The organism is Pseudomonas bharatica (genome assembly GCF_048586865.1).
In the GTDB taxonomy this organism is placed as follows: domain Bacteria; phylum Pseudomonadota; class Gammaproteobacteria; order Pseudomonadales; family Pseudomonadaceae; genus Aquipseudomonas; species Aquipseudomonas bharatica.
This window is the reverse complement of sequence record NZ_JBMAWR010000019.1, coordinates 104,403-119,860: the sequence shown is the minus strand read 5'-3', so window position 1 is coordinate 119,860 and position 15,458 is coordinate 104,403. Positions and strand designations below refer to the sequence as shown.

Sequence of the window (15,458 nt, the reverse complement as noted above, 5' to 3'; positions counted from 1 at the left end):
CAGGGTACGCGTCGTGCTTTGGAACTGTTCTCTGCGCGACAGCGCAGCCTGAAAGGCTGGGCGGACTCCCACAGGGCCTCAACCGAACTGCTCACGGTACTCGCTGGGCGTCACGCCCAGCCTTTCGCTGAATACCTGGCGCATGTAGCGCACGCTGCCAAAGCCGCTGCGCCAGGCCACGGTCTTCAGTGGCAGGTCCTCGCTTTCCAGCAACGCCCGGGCCCGGTCGATGCGGGCGTTCTGCAGGAAGGCCATCGGCGTCATGTTGACCTCGCGCATGAACACCCGGGAAAAATGCCGCGGGCTCATGGCCGCCAGCGCCGCCATGCGTGCGATGCCGAACGGTTCGTCGAGATGGGCCAGTACATGGTTCTGGACCCGGGTGATCGGTGTCTCTTCCTTGGCCACCTCCCCCGCCAGTGGGCTGAAACGCGCCTGGCCACCCTGGCGCTTCATCACTACCAGCAGCACCTTGGCCACGTCCTGGGCGACCTTCTTGCCGTGATCCTCGGCAACCACCGCCAGCGCCAGGTCGATACCCGCCGTCACGCCACCGGAGGTGATCAACTGGCGATCACGCACGAAGATCTGGTCGGTCTCCACCCGGGTTTTCGGAAACGCCCTGATCAACCGCTCGGTGTAGTGCCAATGAGTGGTCGAGCGGTAACCGTCGAGCAGCCCGGCATGCCCGAGAATGAAGGCTCCCGTGCAGATCGATCCATAGCACCGGGCACGCGTGGCCACATCCTTGAGCCACAGGCTCAGCGGTGGACAGATCTCGTTGTAGGCCCCCGGCCCACCGGGAACCAGCAACAGGTCCCACTGCCCTTGTCGGGGATCGATCAACGCATCCGGCAGCACACTGATGCCGTTCGAAGCACGGATCGCCCCCGGTACGGCCCCGAGGGTGGTGATCCGGTAATGGTCCTCGGGCTTGAGGTAACGGTTGGCAATGGAGAACACCTCCAGCGGCCCCGCCATGTCGAGCAGGAGAAAATCCGGGAATAACACCATGGCCACGCTTTTCATCGAAACAAGTCACCGCAGATCAGGAGAACAGTGCGACGCATTATGACCCTTCCTGCAGACGGATCGAAAAGCAGCGAAAGATTGTCCACCATGAGGGGACAGTCATTCCATCTCCACCTACTTATTGCGTGCCGAGGTAAACAGTAATCTACCTCCATCAAAACGCGGTTGCTCTTTCGCAACCCCGACCTGACAAGGAGATACATCATGCTGACCCTGCGCAAAGCTTCCGACCGCGGCCTGGCCAACCATGGCTGGCTGAAGTCCTTCCACACATTCTCCTTCGCTCACTACCGTAACCCGGCCGAGCAAGGCTTTTCCGACCTGCTGGTAATCAATGATGACCGGGTCAGCGAAGGCAAGGGGTTCGGCCAGCACCCGCACCGCGACATGGAGATTTTCTCCTACGTGCTCGAAGGCGCGCTGGAGCACAAGGACAGCATGGGGACCGGCTCGGTGATCCGCCCGGGCGACGTTCAGCTGATGAGCGCAGGCCGTGGCGTCACCCACAGCGAGTTCAACCACTCCCATGACGAGCCGGTACACTTCCTGCAGATCTGGATCGTTCCGGCGGTGGTGGGTGCCGAACCGCGCTACCAGCAAGCGCAATACGGCGCCGAGGAAAAACGCGGTCGGCTCAAGCTGATCATCTCGCCGGACGGCGCCGACGGTTCGCTGCAGATCCGCCAGGACGCGCGGGTCTATGCCGGCCTGTTCGATGGCCAGGAAAGCGCCACCCTGAAACTGCCGGCCGAGCGCAATGCCTACGTCCATGTGGCCCGCGGCAGCGTGGTGCTCAACGGCCTGCAACTGAACGAAGGCGACGGCGTGCGCCTGCGTCAGGAGCAGATCCTCGAACTGCGCGATGGCGAGGATGCCGAAGTGCTGGTGTTCGACCTGCGTCCGCACGAACTGCCTGGAATGGCCTGAGCCGCATCACTACGAGCCCTGGAGAGTCAGGGCTCGTAGCCTTCCACGATGATCACTTCCGCCTTCGCCACCCCCTGTCGGTGGCGGCAGGCGTCCTGGTACTGCGCCGAGCGATAGCACGCCACGGCCTGCTCATACGAGTCGAACTCGATCACCACGCTGCGTTGCGGGGTCGCTCGTCCTTCCATCGCCTCGCTGCGCCCGCCCCGGGCCAGCAACTTGCCACCGAATGCCGCGAAAGCCGCCGGTGCGCGCTGGGTGTACTGCTGGTACTGCTGTGGATCCGTTACATCGACGTGGGCGATCCAGTAGGCCTTCATGGGTCACGCTCCTCTTGGCGGGGTGTATTGGTATTACGGTATACCATAATTCTTTACGAACCACAGTGAGCGCGCGGCAATGGCTTTCAACAGCATCGAAGAAATCCTCGAAGATTACCGTCAGGGCAGGATGGTCCTGCTGGTTGACGATGAGGACCGTGAAAACGAAGGCGACCTGCTGATTGCCGCCGAGCGTTGCGACGCCGCGGCTATCAGCTTCATGGCCCGCGAGGCGCGCGGCCTGATCTGCCTGACCCTGACCGACGAGCACTGCCAGCGCCTGGGGCTGGAGCAGATGGTGCCGGCCAATGGCAGTGCATTCAGCACGGCCTTTACCGTATCGATAGAAGCGGCGCGGGGGTCACCACCGGCATTTCCGCTGCCGATCGTGCCTGCACGGTAGCGGCTGCTGTCGCCCCGGATGCGACCGCCGACGACCTGGTCCAGCCCGGGCATATCTTTCCCCTGCGTGCTCGCGAAGGCGGCGTGCTGACCCGGGCCGGGCATACCGAGGCGGGTTGCGACCTTGCGCGGCTGGCCGGCTTCTCCCCCGCTTCGGTAATCGTCGAGGTATTGAACGATGATGGCAGCATGGCCCGGCGTCCGGACCTGGAGATCTTCGCAGCCAGGCACGGCATCAAGATCGGCACCATTGCCGACCTGATCCATTACCGCTTGAGCACCGAACAGACGGTCAAGCGCATCGGCGAACGGGAACTGCCGACGGTGCATGGCACCTTCCGCCTGGTGACCTACGAAGACCGCATCGAAGGTGGCGTGCACATGGCCATGGTCATGGGTGACATCCGCCGCGAACAGCCGACCCTGGTGCGGGTGCACGTGATCGATCCACTGCGCGACCTGGTCGGAGCCGAGTACGCCGGGCCGGCGAACTGGACCTTATGGGCAGCGTTGCAGAAGGTCGCGGCCGAAGGCGCCGGAGTGGTGGTCATTCTTGCCAACCATGAATCGTCGCAAGCCCTGCTGGAGCGGGTGCCGCACCTGACCCGGCCGCCACGGCCGTACCAGCGCGGCACGAGCAGAACCTACTCCGAAGTCGGCACCGGGGCCCAGATCCTGCAGGACCTGGGCGTGGGCAAGCTGCGCCATCTCGGGCCGCCGCTGAAATATGCCGGCTTGACCGGGTATGACCTGGAGGTGGTGCAGAGCATTCCGTTTGAAGAAGGGATGGTGGACTGAACTCCAGGTTCTTCATCGCCCTTCAGGGCCTCAACTTCTCCACAAGACCCTCAAAAAACAACCCCAGAGTGATGGCCGGTCGCCCCACCCCTCTTGCGAAAAGTTTGGAATACCATAATATGATATCCCGTAGACCTTAAAGCTGCAGGGCCGGCACCTACAATCACAAACGGCCAACCGACACTTTGGAAAAGCTGCTCCCCGAACTGATTGGCGGGCGACAGAAAGCCCGCCTCGAATAACAAAAGCAACGAGGGCGTAACCATGCTGTTGAACAAACGTGTAACCGCAGTGCTGTCCGCCAGCCTGCTGACCCTGGCATGCCAGGTTGTCCAGGCCGCCGACAGCCTGAACTTCGTCAGTTGGGGCGGTACCACCCAGGACGCGCAGAAAGCCGCCTGGGCCGAGCCCTTCAGCAAGAGCACCAGCATCAAGGTCGTGCAGGACGGCCCTACCGACTACGGCAAGCTCAAGGCCATGGTGGAAAGCGGCAACGTGCAGTGGGACGTGGTCGACGTCGAAGCCGACTTCGCCCTGCGCGCCGCCGCCGAAGGCCTGCTCGAACCCCTGGACTTCAACACCATCCAGCGCGACCGCATCGACCCCCGCTTCGTCTCCGACCACGGCGTAGGCTCGTTCTTCTTCTCCTTCGTGCTCGGTTTCAACGAAGGCAAGCTCGGCGGCAACAAGCCCCAGGACTGGAGCGCGCTGTTCGATACCAAGACCTACCCGGGCAAACGCGCCCTGTACAAGTGGCCAAGCCCTGGCGTGCTCGAACTGGCCCTGCTGGCCGACGGCGTGCCGGCCGATAAGCTCTATCCGCTGGATCTGGATCGCGCCTTCAAGAAACTCGACACCATCAAGAAGGACATCGTCTGGTGGGGCGGCGGCGCCCAGTCCCAGCAACTGCTGGCTTCCGGCGAGGCGAGCCTCGGCCAGTTCTGGAACGGTCGCGTCTACGCCCTGCAACAGGACGGCGCACCGGTGGGCGTGAGCTGGAAACAGAACCTGGTCATGGCCGATTTCCTCGTGGTGCCAAAGGGCGCGAAAAACAAGGATGCGGCCATGAAGTTCCTGGCCAACGCCGCCAGCGCCAAGGGCCAGGCCGAGTTCGCCAACCAGACTGCCTACGCCCCGGTGAACCTGGACTCGGTCAGCCTGCTCAAGCCCGAACTCGCACCGAACCTGCCCACCGCCTACGCTCAGGATCAGGTCACCCTGGATTTCGCCTACTGGGCGAAGAACGGTCCGGCAATCGCTACCCGCTGGAATGAGTGGCTGGTCAAATGAAAGTCGCCATCAACGCCTTGCAATCGGCGACCGGTGCCAGCGGTACCGGCGCCCAGGGAGCGGCCATGAGCCTTTCGCCCACCCTGCGCCAGCGCTGGCGCGGTAGCCGCAACCTGCTGCCGGCCCTGCTGTTCCTCGGCCTGTTCTTCTTCGCGCCACTGGTCGGCCTGCTGCTGCGCGGCGTGCTGGAACCGGTGCCGGGGCTGGGCAACTACGAGCAACTGTTCGCCAACTCGGCCTATGCCCGGGTGCTGTTCAACACCTTCTCGGTGGCCGGCCTGGTCACCCTGATCAGCGTGCTGCTCGGCTTTCCCCTGGCCTGGGCGATCACCCTGGTGCCCCGCGGCTGGGGCCGCTGGCTGCTGAACATCGTGCTGCTGTCGATGTGGACCAGCCTGCTGGCGCGGACCTACTCCTGGCTGGTGCTGCTGCAGGCGTCGGGTGTGATCAACAAGGCGTTGATGGCCCTGGGCATCATCGATGCCCCGCTGGAGATGGTGCATAACCTGACGGGCGTGGTGATCGGCATGAGCTACATCATGATTCCGTTCATCGTCCTGCCGCTGCAGGCGACCATGCAGGCCATCGACCCGATGGTGCTGCAGGCCGGTTCGATCTGCGGCGCCAGCCCGTGGACCAACTTCTTCAAGGTGTTCCTGCCGCTGTGCCGTTCGGGCCTGTTCTCCGGAGCCTTGATGGTCTTCGTAATGTCCCTGGGCTACTACGTGACCCCGGCCCTGCTCGGCGGCGCCCAGAACATGATGCTGCCAGAGTTCATCGTCCAGCAGGTGCAGTCGTTCCTTAACTGGGGCCTGGCCAGCGCCGCCGCGGCGTTGCTGATCGTCATCACCCTGGTGCTGTTCTACTTCTATCTGAAGCTGCAACCGGAATCCCCGGTTGGCAACGCGAGGTAAGCGACCATGCTCCTGACTCCCAATGCCATGGGCCGGCGCCTGCGCTTCGGGCTCTATGCCACGACCGGGCTGATCGCACTGTTCCTGCTGCTGCCGATCGTGTTCATCGTGCTGTTGTCGTTCGGCTCTTCGCAGTGGCTGGTATTCCCGCCACCGGGCTGGACGCTCAAGTGGTACGGCCAGTTCTTCTCCAATGCCGAGTGGATGGACGCGGCCCTGGCCAGCCTCAAGGTCGCCGTGCTGACCACCGTCTGCGCCGTGGCCCTGGGCTTGCCCACGGCCTTCGCCCTGGTGCGCGGGCGCTTCCCTGGCCGCGAGATGCTCTACGGCCTGTTCACCCTGCCGATGATCGTACCGCTGGTGATCATCGCCGTGGCGGTGTACGCACTGTTCCTCAAGCTGGGCTGGACCGGAACCCTGTTTTCCTTCGTGGTCAGCCACGTGATCGTCGCCCTGCCCTTCACCATCATCTCGATCATCAACTCGCTGAAGCTGTTCGACCAGTCGATCGAGGACGCCGCGGTGATCTGCGGCGCCTCGCGCCTGCAAGCGGTGTTCAAGGTGACCTTCCCCGCCATTCGTCCCGGCATGATCGCCGGCGCGCTGTTCGCCTTCCTCGTATCGTGGGACGAGGTGGTGCTGAGCGTGATGATGGCCAGCCCCAACCTGCAGACCCTTCCCGTGAAAATGTGGACCACCCTGCGCCAGGACCTGACGCCCGTGATCGCCGTCGCCTCGACGCTGCTGATCGGCCTGTCGGTGCTGGTCATGGTGATCGCCGCCGCCCTGCGCCGGCGCAACGAAGTCAGCGCCTGAGCGCCTGGAGAACAACGATGAGTGCAGTGATCAAAGATACCGCCCAGGCCCGTACCCTCGTCAGCCTGCGCAACCTGAACAAGCATTACGGCGATTTCGCCGCGGTCGACAACATCAGCCTGGACATCCAGGACGGCGAGTTCCTGACCTTCCTCGGCTCCAGCGGCTCGGGCAAAAGTACCACCCTGTCGATGCTGGCCGGTTTCGAGACGCCGAGCAGCGGCGAGATCCTGGTCGGCGGGCAATCGCTGGTCAACGTGCCGCCGCACAAGCGTGACATCGGCATGGTGTTCCAGCGTTATTCGCTGTTCCCGCATCTGTCGGTGCGCGACAACATCGCCTTCCCCCTGGCCATTCGCAAGCGCAGCGCTGCCGAACGCGACAAGCAGGTGGACGCAATGCTCAAGCTGGTGCAACTGGAGAAGTTCGCCCATCGGCGCCCGGCGCAACTCTCCGGAGGCCAGCAACAGCGCGTGGCGATCGCCCGGGCGCTGGTGTACGAGCCACGCATCCTGCTGATGGACGAGCCGCTGGGGGCGCTGGACAAGAAGCTGCGTGAAGACCTGCAGGATGAACTGCGCCAGTTGCACCGGCGCCTGGGCATCACCATCGTCTACGTGACCCACGACCAGGAAGAAGCCATGCGTCTTTCACAGCGCATCGCGATCTTCAGCCACGGCAGGATCGTCGGCCTGGGGACCGGGTATGACCTGTACCAGAATCCGCCGAATGCCTTCGTGGCGTCGTTCCTCGGCAACTCCAATTTCCTGCGGGTGAAGGCCCATGGCAATGGGGCGGCGAGCTTCGAAGGGCAACCGGTGGCGATGCGTCTGACCTCGGGTGTGAGCGATGGGCAGGAAGTGTTGCTGATGGTTCGGCCGGAGAAGGCGCTGGCCTTGAGTCGTGAGCAGGCTGCCCAGGAAGCACTGCCAGCGGGCTGGAACGAAGTGACGGCGAAGGTCGGCGAGGTACTGTTCCTCGGCGAGAGCCAGACTTGCTCCGTGGTAACGGCTGGCGGCACGCAGATGACGGTGAAGGCCCTGTCGGCGGCCGGCATGTCGATGAAACCGGGCGACGAAGTGAAAGTGCGCTGGGCCGTGGCAGATGCCTGTGTGTATACGGAGTGGCAGGAGAGTGATCTGAACAAGGCTGCCGGGGCACATTAAAAGCTGCGGCGAATGAAAAATCCCGGCCAATGGCCGGGATTTTTATTGTCTAGGAGATCATCGCTGGCAAGCCAGCTCCCACAAGTTCAGCGGGGCACGCGGATCCTGTGGGAGCTGTGAGGCCAGTCAGGCTGGCGCAGAGGTGCGGATCAGATGATCGAACGCCGCCAACGACGCCTTGGCCCCCTCGCCCACCGCAATCACGATCTGCTTGTACGGCACGGTCGTCACGTCACCCGCGGCGAACACACCCGGGATGTTGGTCTGGCCCTTGGCATCGACGATGATCTCGCCACGCGGGGTCAGCTCGACACTGCCTTTCAGCCAGTCGGTATTCGGCAGCAGGCCGATCTGCACGAAGATCCCTTCCAGCGCCAGCTCATGCTCGGCATCGCTGGTGCGGTCCTTGTAGCGCAGGCCGTTGACCTTCTGCCCGTCACCCAGCACCTCGGTGGTCAGGGCGCTGGTGATGACCTTGACGTTGGGCAGGCTGTGCAGCTTGCGTTGCAGCACGGCATCGGCCCGCAGTTGGCTGTCGAACTCGATCAGGGTCACCTGGGCAACGATACCGGCCAGGTCGATGGCCGCTTCCACGCCGGAGTTGCCCCCGCCGATCACCGCCACGCGCTTGCCCTTGAACAGCGGGCCGTCGCAGTGCGGGCAGTAGGCCACACCGCGGCTGCGGTATTCCTTCTCGCCCGGTACGTTCATTTCGCGCCAGCGGGCACCGGTGGCGAGGATCACGGTTTTCGCCTTGAGGGTCGCGCCGCTGTTCATCCGCACCTGATGCAGGCCGCCGTCGGTGGCGGGCACCAGGGCGTCGGCACGCTGCAGGTTCATGATATCGACGTCATACTGCTTGACGTGTTCCTCCAGCGCCGTGGCCAGTTTCGGGCCTTCGGTTTCCTGCACCGAGATGAAGTTCTCGATGGCCATGGTGTCCAGCACCTGGCCGCCGAAACGCTCGGCCGCGACACCGGTGCGGATGCCCTTGCGCGCAGCATAGATCGCCGCCGCCGCACCTGCGGGACCACCACCGATCACCAGCACGTCGAAGGCGTCCTTGGCGTTCAGTTTGTCCGCCTGGCGGGCGCTGGAGCCGGTGTCCAGCTTGGCGACGATTTCTTCCAGGCCCATGCGGCCCTGGCCGAAGACTTCACCGTTGAGGTACACGCTCGGCACCGCCATCACCTGGCGCGATTCCACTTCGGCCTGGAACAGCGCACCGTCGATGGCGACGTGGCGCACGTTGGGGTTGAGCACCGCCATCAGGTTCAGCGCCTGGACCACGTCCGGGCAGTTCTGGCAGGACAGCGAGAAGTAGGTTTCGAAGTTGAACTCCCCTTCCAGCCCGGCGATCTGTTCGATCAGCTCGGCGCTGGCCTTGGACGGGTGCCCGCCGACCTGCAGCAGGGCCAGGACCAGGGAGGTGAATTCGTGGCCCATGGGAATGCCGGCGAAGCGCAGGCTGATTTCACCATTGGGGCGATTGAGCGAGAACGACGGGACGCGGGCGTCAGTGCCGTCCTCGCGCAGGGTAATGAGGCTCGACAGGCTGGCGATTTCGCGCAGCAGGTCGTGGAGTTCGCGGGACTTCGCGCCGTCATCGAGGGAAGCGACGATCTCGATCGGCTGGGTGACCCGCTCCAGGTAGGCTTTCAACTGAGTTTTAAGCGTGGCGTCCAACATACGGGCGATTCCTTTTTTTCAATCGGTGTAAATGCAAACGCCCGGGCGAAAGCGCCCGGGCGTTTGTGCGGGGCGGGTACTGCAATCAGGTGCGGATGACCGCCCTCGACTTCGTCATGACCGGCTTAGATCTTGCCGACCAGGTCCAGCGATGGGGCCAGGGTGGCTTCGCCTTCTTTCCACTTGGCCGGGCAGACTTCGCCTGGGTGGGCAGCAACGTACTGGGCAGCCTTGACCTTGCGCAGCAGCTCGCTGGCGTCGCGGCCGACACCGCCGTCGTTCAGTTCGACGATCTTGATCTGGCCTTCCGGGTTGATCACGAAGGTACCGCGGTCCGCCAGGCCGGCTTCTTCGATCAGCACGTCGAAGTTGCGCGAGATGAGGTGGGTCGGGTCACCGATCAGCGGGTACTGGATCTTGCCGATGGTTTCGGAAGTGTCATGCCAGGCTTTATGGGTGAAGTGGGTGTCGGTGGACACACCGTAGATTTCCACGCCCAGCTTCTGGAACTCGGCGTAGTTGTCGGCCAGGTCGCCCAGCTCGGTCGGGCACACGAAGGTGAAGTCGGCTGGGTAGAAGAACACTACGGACCACTTGCCTTTCAGATCGGCGTCGGAAACCTGAACGAAGTTGCCGTTGTGGTAAGCGGTTGCGGTGAACGGTTTGACCTGGCTGTTGATGATTGGCATCGGTATCGCTCCTTCAGGGTTGGAAAAACTTGATGGAGAAATCCTAGCCAATAGAGCCGATCAATGCTCATTGGCAAAAATGATGTTGGTGATTGGTTTTGGCTATAACCGGTGGGTATTAATAGAAGAGACAGAAAGCGACGCGGACCCTGTGGGAGCGGGTTCACCCGCGATTACTTTAGTGAATTCACCATCGTAATCGCGGGTGAACCCGCTCCCACAGGGTCCGCGTCGTTGCAAAAGGGTCAGCGGGTCACGGTGCGCATGGTGACGAACTCTTCCGCCGCCGTCGGATGCACGCCGATGGTGTCGTCGAACTGCTGCTTGGTCGCGCCCGCCTTCAGTGCGATGCCCAGGCCCTGGATGATTTCGCCCGCCTCCGGGCCGACCATATGGCAGCCGAGCACGCGGTCGCTGTCGGCGTCGACCACCAGCTTCATCAGGGTCTTTTCCTGGACATCGGTAAGGGTCAGCTTCATCGGGCGGAAACGGCTTTCGAAGATCTTCAGCGAGTGCCCCGCCTGCAATGCCTGCTCCTCAGTCAGGCCGACCGTCCCGATCGATGGCTGGCTGAACACCGCTGTGGGGATATTGGCGTAGTCCACCGGGCGGTATTCCTCCGGTTTGAACAGCCGCCGCGCCACCGCCATGCCTTCGGCCAGGGCCACCGGGGTCAGTTGCACACGACCGATCACATCGCCGATGGCGAGGATGGAGGATTCGTCTGTCTGGAACTTGTCGTCGACCCGGACGAAACCGCGCTCGTCCAGTTGTACCTCGGTGTTCTCCAGGCCCAGGTTGTCCAGCATCGGCCGGCGCCCGGTGGCATAGAACACGCAGTCGACGACCAGTTCGCGACCGTCCACCAGGGTCGCCTTGAGGCTGCCGTCGTCCTGCCGGTCGATGCGTGCGATGTCGGCGTTGAACTGAAGATCCAGACCGCGCTTCTCTAGCTCTTCCTTCAGATGGGTCCGTACCGAGCCGTCGAAACCTCGCAGGAACAGGTCGCCGCGATAGAGCAAGGTGGTATCGGCGCCCAGCCCGTGGAAGATGCCGGCGAATTCGACCGCAATGTAGCCGCCGCCGACGACCAGCACGCGCCTGGGGAGATCCTTGAGGTAGAAGGCTTCGTTGGAGCTGATGGCCAGCTCGCGTCCGGGAATGTCAGGAATCTGCGGCCAGCCGCCGGTGGCGATCAGGATGTGCCTGGTCGAGTAGCGCTTGCCCTCGACTTCCACTTCATGGGGCGCGGTAATCCGTGCATGGCCTTCCAGCAAGGTCACGCCACTGTTGATCAGAAGGTTGCGATAGATACCGTTGAGGCGCTGGATCTCGCGGTTCTTGTTGGCGATCAGTTGTGCCCAGTCGAACTGCGCATCTTCCAGCGACCAGCCGAAACCGGAGGCCTGCTCGAACTCATCGGAGTAGTGCGCGCCGTATACCAGTAACTTCTTCGGCACACAGCCGACGTTGACACAGGTGCCACCCAGGTAGCGACTCTCCGCCACCGCCACCCGGGCGCCGAAGCCTGCGGCGAATCGCGAGGCACGCACACCGCCGGAACCGGCACCAATCACAAACAGATCAAAATCGTAGGCCATAACTCTCTCCTCGGCAGTGCGCCAGCATAGCGCCTGTTATCGCCATAAACAAAAGGGCCTGGAACACTGACGAATGAAAAGCTGTCGTCCAAGTCAAAAAAATGAATCCGTGCGGAGTCGGCTCAGTCAACTCTTGTGAACGCAGTAATCTGACGAGGTATAGCGATGACCATCGAAGCAGAGACACTCGTACAACTGACCGAAGCCCTGAAAAAACGCGGCATGCGCCTGCTGGCCGACATCAACTTCATTCGCGCGCCTTATCGTCGCAATCACCGCTGGGTCTGCTGCATCGCGCAGGCAACCCGCAAGCCGCGCATCCTGCGTGCGTGAACCAGAAAACAAAACGCCCGATACGAAGACCGGGCGTTTTGTCGGTAGCGGTCGGAACTCAGTAGGCCTTGCCGGTCTTGTAGAAGTTCTCGAAGCAGAAGTTGGTCGCCTCGATGTAGCCTTCGGCGCCACCGCAGTCGAAACGCTTGCCCTTGAACTTGTAGGCCATGACGCAGCCGTTCTGGGCCTGCTTCATCAGGGCGTCGGTGATCTGGATTTCACCACCCTTGCCCGGCTCGGTCTGCTCGATCAGGTCGAAGATATCCGGGGTCAGGATGTAGCGACCGATGATGGCGAGGTTCGAAGGCGCATCTTCCGGCTTCGGTTTCTCGACCATGCTGTGGACGCGGTAGATATCGTCACGGATCATTTCGCCGGCGATGACGCCGTACTTGTTGGTTTCCTGCGGGTCGACTTCCTGGATGGCGACGATCGAGCAGCGGAACTGCTTGTACAGCTTGACCATCTGGGTCAGCACGCCGTCGTCGTCGAGGTTGACGCACAGGTCGTCGGCCAGGACCACGGCGAATGGCTCGTCACCGATCAGCGGACGGCCGGTGAGGATGGCGTGACCCAGGCCCTTCATCTCGGTCTGACGGGTGTAGGAGAAAGAGCACTCGTCCAGCAGGCGACGGATGCCGACCAGGTATTTTTCCTTGTCGGTACCCTTGATCTGGGTTTCCAGCTCGTAGCTGATGTCGAAGTGGTCTTCCAGGGCACGCTTGCCGCGACCGGTGACAATGGAGATTTCGGTCAGGCCGGCCTCGAGGGCTTCTTCGACGCCGTACTGGATCAGTGGCTTGTTGACCACCGGCAGCATTTCCTTGGGCATGGCTTTGGTTGCGGGCAGGAAGCGAGTGCCGTAGCCGGCTGCCGGGAACAAGCATTTCTTGATCATAAAAGTCCTTAACGAAGGGCTGTGCGTACGAAATTCGGCGCAGTCTAATCAGGCGGCATCAAGCTTACAATGCCCCGCCCGACCGCGCCCGCTGCCATCATAGAGAAATCCATGGGGAGATAGTTCCCACGGCTTGAAATTATTGGCCATGCGCCAGTATTCCAGCGACAAAAAGGCGCCATTTCCTGCGTGGAAAACGGCGCCCTGACTATCGATTTTCAGGCTGATCGACTACTTGCCCGTGCCCTGTCCGACAAGCACACCCTCCACGGTCTGACCGTACAGGTTGACTCCGTCGTTGGCGTGGAACTTCAGCCGGGTTTTCTCCACCGAGCCCTCCACCAGCCTGGGATCCTGCGGCCGCTCGTGCTTGTTGATATAGGCTGCGACGTCCCACGCCTGCTGGTCGCTGAGGCTGCCGGGCTTGCCCAGGGGCATGTTGTACTTGATGAAGGACGCCGCCGTGTTGATCCGGTGCATGCCCGCGCCCCAGTTGTAGGAATCCTTGCCCCACAGCGGTGGCATGACGTAATCATCGGCGACCTTTTGTCCCTCGCCATCAGCACCATGGCAAAGCGCGCATTGCTGCTGGTAGACCTGCTTGCCACGGGCGATGTCGTAGCCACCCGCAGGCTGGGCGACATCGGGATAGCCGCGACCCGGCGGCTCGACGCCGACCTGGGCCTTGCTGGCCAGCCAGTAGGAATACACCGACAAGGCGGTAATCTCATGGCTGTCAGCAGCAGGTGCCTTGCCGTTCATGCTGAACTGGAAACAGCCCTGGATGCGCTCGGCGTAGGTGTTGACCTTGTCGTTCTTCTTGCGGTAGGCCGGATACATCGGATAAGCGCCCCACAGCGGCGCGGAATGCGCCATGCGGCCCTGGTCGAGGTGGCAATTGCTGCACTTCATGCCGTTGCCGACATAGGCTGGCGCCAGGCGTTGGGTATCGACAAACAGCGCATAGCCATCCCTGACCATCTTCCCGAACGCGTTGTCAGGCAGTTCGCTTTGCGCCGGTGGCACGAAGACCGGAGCCTGGCTGGCCGGCGGCACCTTCAGTTGCGATTGGTCTTCCATGGCCACCTGTGCGGCATGAGCCGAACCCAGCGCGCAGGCCAATGCGGTACAAACGATTGCTTTCATGGCCTGGCCTCCTGCCCGGCGGCGAAGTACTCGGCGATCGCCTTGACCTCGTCATCGGTCATGGCCTTGGCCACGCCCACCATCAATTGATTCGGATCGTTGTGACGGCTGCCGTCACGCCAGGCGTTGAGCTGCGCGACCAGGTAGGTGGCCGGCTGCCGGGCCAGTGGCGGGAAGTGCTCGCCGACGCCAACGCCACCCGGGCCATGGCATTGCACGCAACCGGGGATCTGCCGGCTCCAGTCGCCGTACAGGGCCAGTTGTTCGGTCGGGTCGCTGGCCATCTGCTGGCGCCGGCTGCCGGGCGCCACGGGGGCTGGCATGGCCGCCAGGGTCTGGCTCACGGCGGCGATTTCATCGTCGTCCAAGGCCTTGGCCAGCGGCTCCATGATCGGATTCCTGCGCGTACCGTCGCGGAAATCGCGCAACTGCTTGCTGACGTAGCCCGCCGGGAGGCCGGCAAGTCGCGGAAAACCAGCGGCGGCCAGGCCCAGGCCATCCGGACCATGGCAACCCTGGCAGGCCATGGCGGCGGGATTGGCCCCTCCTTGGGCAAGGATCTTCTGGCCCGGGTCGGCATGAGCGGCCGGCAGAGAAAACAACAACAGGCTACTGATCAGGATTCGATCCACTGTGATCATCACGGCATTCCCTTTTTCTTCTGGTTATATGCTTAGACTCAAAAAATATAAGCCTATGGATAGTAGGGCTATTGTTCAGCCACTACAACGCCGGAAAGCACCAGAAAGGGGCATTTGGATCGGTGAATCGATTAACGAGAGGAGATTTCAAGGACTGCACAAAAACCCAGTCTGGGTTCACCCGCGCTCAAAGAACAAAACATAACTCTTGGAGTTGCAGGGATCGTGTGGGAGCGGGTTTACCCGCGATGACGTTAGTGAACCCACCATCGTAATCGCGGCGGTTCGGCGCTCCGATAAACCCGCTCCCACAGGGTTTTTGCGATGTTCTCTAGAACGCTGGTATCAGCCCGAAATGCACCGGGTGGCGGCGTTGTTGACGTCGGAAAGCCGCAGCGGGAAGTTGTTCAGGCGTTCGTGCAGCTTGATGGCGCTGCCATTGGAGCGTTCATTGATGTTCATCACTGCGGCAGGGGCGTCGGACAGCTTCTGCGGGACGATTACCCGGATCGAATTCTTCTCGCCTCGAGTCACCTGCAAGGGGTCACGGCTGTCCTTCAAGTGTTCCTGCACGCAGGTCAGGTACTGCTCGGGCGATTTGCCGGAAATCACGTCGAGGGTTTCAGGGCTCTGTTCCAGCTCGGCCACACTGGCACAACCGGTCAGCGTCAGTGCCAAGGCAGATACAAACCATTTCATCGAGAACCGCTCCTGCATATAAAAAAACTCAGACCGCTATTAGGCCAATTTGCTCCCTTGAATGTCAGATTTATCGTAAGGAATGTGACGAGTCCTA

General features: G+C 62.3%; 15 protein-coding genes and 1 pseudogene. 7 read left to right on the top strand and 9 right to left on the bottom strand.

All coding sequences use genetic code 11. The features are described 5' to 3' along the window. Nucleotides 1–78: 78 nt before the first annotated feature. The gene (locus tag ACKLLE_RS20240; protein WP_420058881.1) at nt 79–1,029 is read right to left on the bottom strand and encodes a GlxA family transcriptional regulator; all 951 of its coding nucleotides are present in this window, start codon (nt 1,027–1,029) and stop codon (nt 79–81) included. Nucleotides 1,030–1,236: 207 nt separating this feature from the next. Here ACKLLE_RS20240 and ACKLLE_RS20235 point away from each other — a divergent pair, with 207 nt between their 5' ends. After that, nucleotides 1,237–1,959, top strand: coding sequence for a pirin family protein (locus tag ACKLLE_RS20235; protein WP_420058880.1), 723 nt, complete (start codon nt 1,237–1,239; stop codon nt 1,957–1,959). Nucleotides 1,960–1,985: 26 nt separating this feature from the next. Here ACKLLE_RS20235 and ACKLLE_RS20230 read toward each other — a convergent pair whose 3' ends face one another. Then, entirely contained in the window at nt 1,986–2,279 is a 294-nt protein-coding gene (locus ACKLLE_RS20230) for a DUF1330 domain-containing protein (protein WP_064304146.1), read from the bottom strand. A 79-nt stretch (nt 2,280–2,358) separates the two neighbouring features. Here ACKLLE_RS20230 and ribBA point away from each other — a divergent pair. The 5 genes and pseudogenes from ribBA to ACKLLE_RS20205 all read left to right on the top strand — a co-directional run bounded on the left by ribBA (nt 2,359) and on the right by ACKLLE_RS20205 (nt 7,665). Continuing rightward, nucleotides 2,359–3,479 (top strand): annotated as a pseudogene (gene ribBA, locus ACKLLE_RS20225) (bifunctional 3,4-dihydroxy-2-butanone-4-phosphate synthase/GTP cyclohydrolase II). A 264-nt stretch (nt 3,480–3,743) separates the two neighbouring features. Next, nucleotides 3,744–4,769, top strand: coding sequence for a polyamine ABC transporter substrate-binding protein (locus ACKLLE_RS20220; RefSeq protein ID WP_064304145.1), 1,026 nt, complete (start codon nt 3,744–3,746; stop codon nt 4,767–4,769). Next, nucleotides 4,766–5,683, top strand: coding sequence for an ABC transporter permease (locus ACKLLE_RS20215; RefSeq protein WP_420058879.1), 918 nt, complete (start codon nt 4,766–4,768; stop codon nt 5,681–5,683). Before ACKLLE_RS20220 ends, ACKLLE_RS20215 begins: the two co-directional genes overlap by 4 nt. A 6-nt stretch (nt 5,684–5,689) precedes the next feature. Beyond that, nucleotides 5,690–6,499: an ABC transporter permease gene (locus ACKLLE_RS20210; RefSeq protein WP_279900193.1), complete on the top strand. Its 810-nt coding sequence runs from the start codon at nt 5,690–5,692 to the stop codon at nt 6,497–6,499. 17 nt (nt 6,500–6,516) lie between these two features. Continuing rightward, nucleotides 6,517–7,665 (top strand): ABC transporter ATP-binding protein, encoded by a 1,149-nt coding sequence (locus ACKLLE_RS20205; protein WP_064304142.1) that lies wholly within the window; start codon nt 6,517–6,519, stop codon nt 7,663–7,665. A gap of 126 nt (nt 7,666–7,791) precedes the next feature. Here the strand turns inward: ACKLLE_RS20205 and ahpF are convergent, their stop codons facing one another. From ahpF to gorA, 3 genes are all read right to left on the bottom strand, one after another. Next, a complete protein-coding gene (ahpF, locus tag ACKLLE_RS20200; protein WP_420058878.1) occupies nt 7,792–9,354 on the bottom strand; it encodes an alkyl hydroperoxide reductase subunit F in 1,563 nt (520 codons plus the stop codon). A gap of 125 nt (nt 9,355–9,479) precedes the next feature. Further along, nucleotides 9,480–10,043 (bottom strand): alkyl hydroperoxide reductase subunit C, encoded by a 564-nt coding sequence (gene ahpC / locus ACKLLE_RS20195; RefSeq protein WP_009407126.1) that lies wholly within the window; start codon nt 10,041–10,043, stop codon nt 9,480–9,482. Between the two features lie 245 nt (nt 10,044–10,288). Continuing rightward, a complete protein-coding gene (gorA, locus tag ACKLLE_RS20190) occupies nt 10,289–11,644 on the bottom strand; it encodes a glutathione-disulfide reductase (RefSeq protein WP_420058877.1) in 1,356 nt (451 codons plus the stop codon). A gap of 165 nt (nt 11,645–11,809) precedes the next feature. Between gorA and ACKLLE_RS20185 the strand changes: the two genes are divergently transcribed. Beyond that, nucleotides 11,810–11,977 (top strand): hypothetical protein, encoded by a 168-nt coding sequence (locus ACKLLE_RS20185; RefSeq protein ID WP_167654053.1) that lies wholly within the window; start codon nt 11,810–11,812, stop codon nt 11,975–11,977. Between the two features lie 58 nt (nt 11,978–12,035). Here the strand turns inward: ACKLLE_RS20185 and galU are convergent, their stop codons facing one another. The 4 genes from galU to ACKLLE_RS20165 form a co-directional block, all read right to left on the bottom strand. Next, entirely contained in the window at nt 12,036–12,875 is an 840-nt protein-coding gene (galU, locus tag ACKLLE_RS20180; protein WP_009407129.1) for a UTP--glucose-1-phosphate uridylyltransferase GalU, read from the bottom strand. 231 nt (nt 12,876–13,106) lie between these two features. Continuing rightward, nucleotides 13,107–14,021 carry a c-type cytochrome gene (locus tag ACKLLE_RS20175; protein ID WP_064304139.1) on the bottom strand — a complete coding sequence of 305 codons (915 nt, stop codon included), beginning with the start codon at nt 14,019–14,021 and terminating at the stop codon, nt 13,107–13,109. Next, entirely contained in the window at nt 14,018–14,662 is a 645-nt protein-coding gene (locus tag ACKLLE_RS20170) for a c-type cytochrome (protein ID WP_420058876.1), read from the bottom strand. The genes ACKLLE_RS20175 and ACKLLE_RS20170 overlap by 4 nt, the downstream gene beginning before the upstream one ends. Before the next feature lie 345 nt (nt 14,663–15,007). Then, a complete protein-coding gene (locus ACKLLE_RS20165; protein WP_064304137.1) occupies nt 15,008–15,361 on the bottom strand; it encodes a hypothetical protein in 354 nt (117 codons plus the stop codon). Nucleotides 15,362–15,458 lie beyond the last annotated feature (97 nt).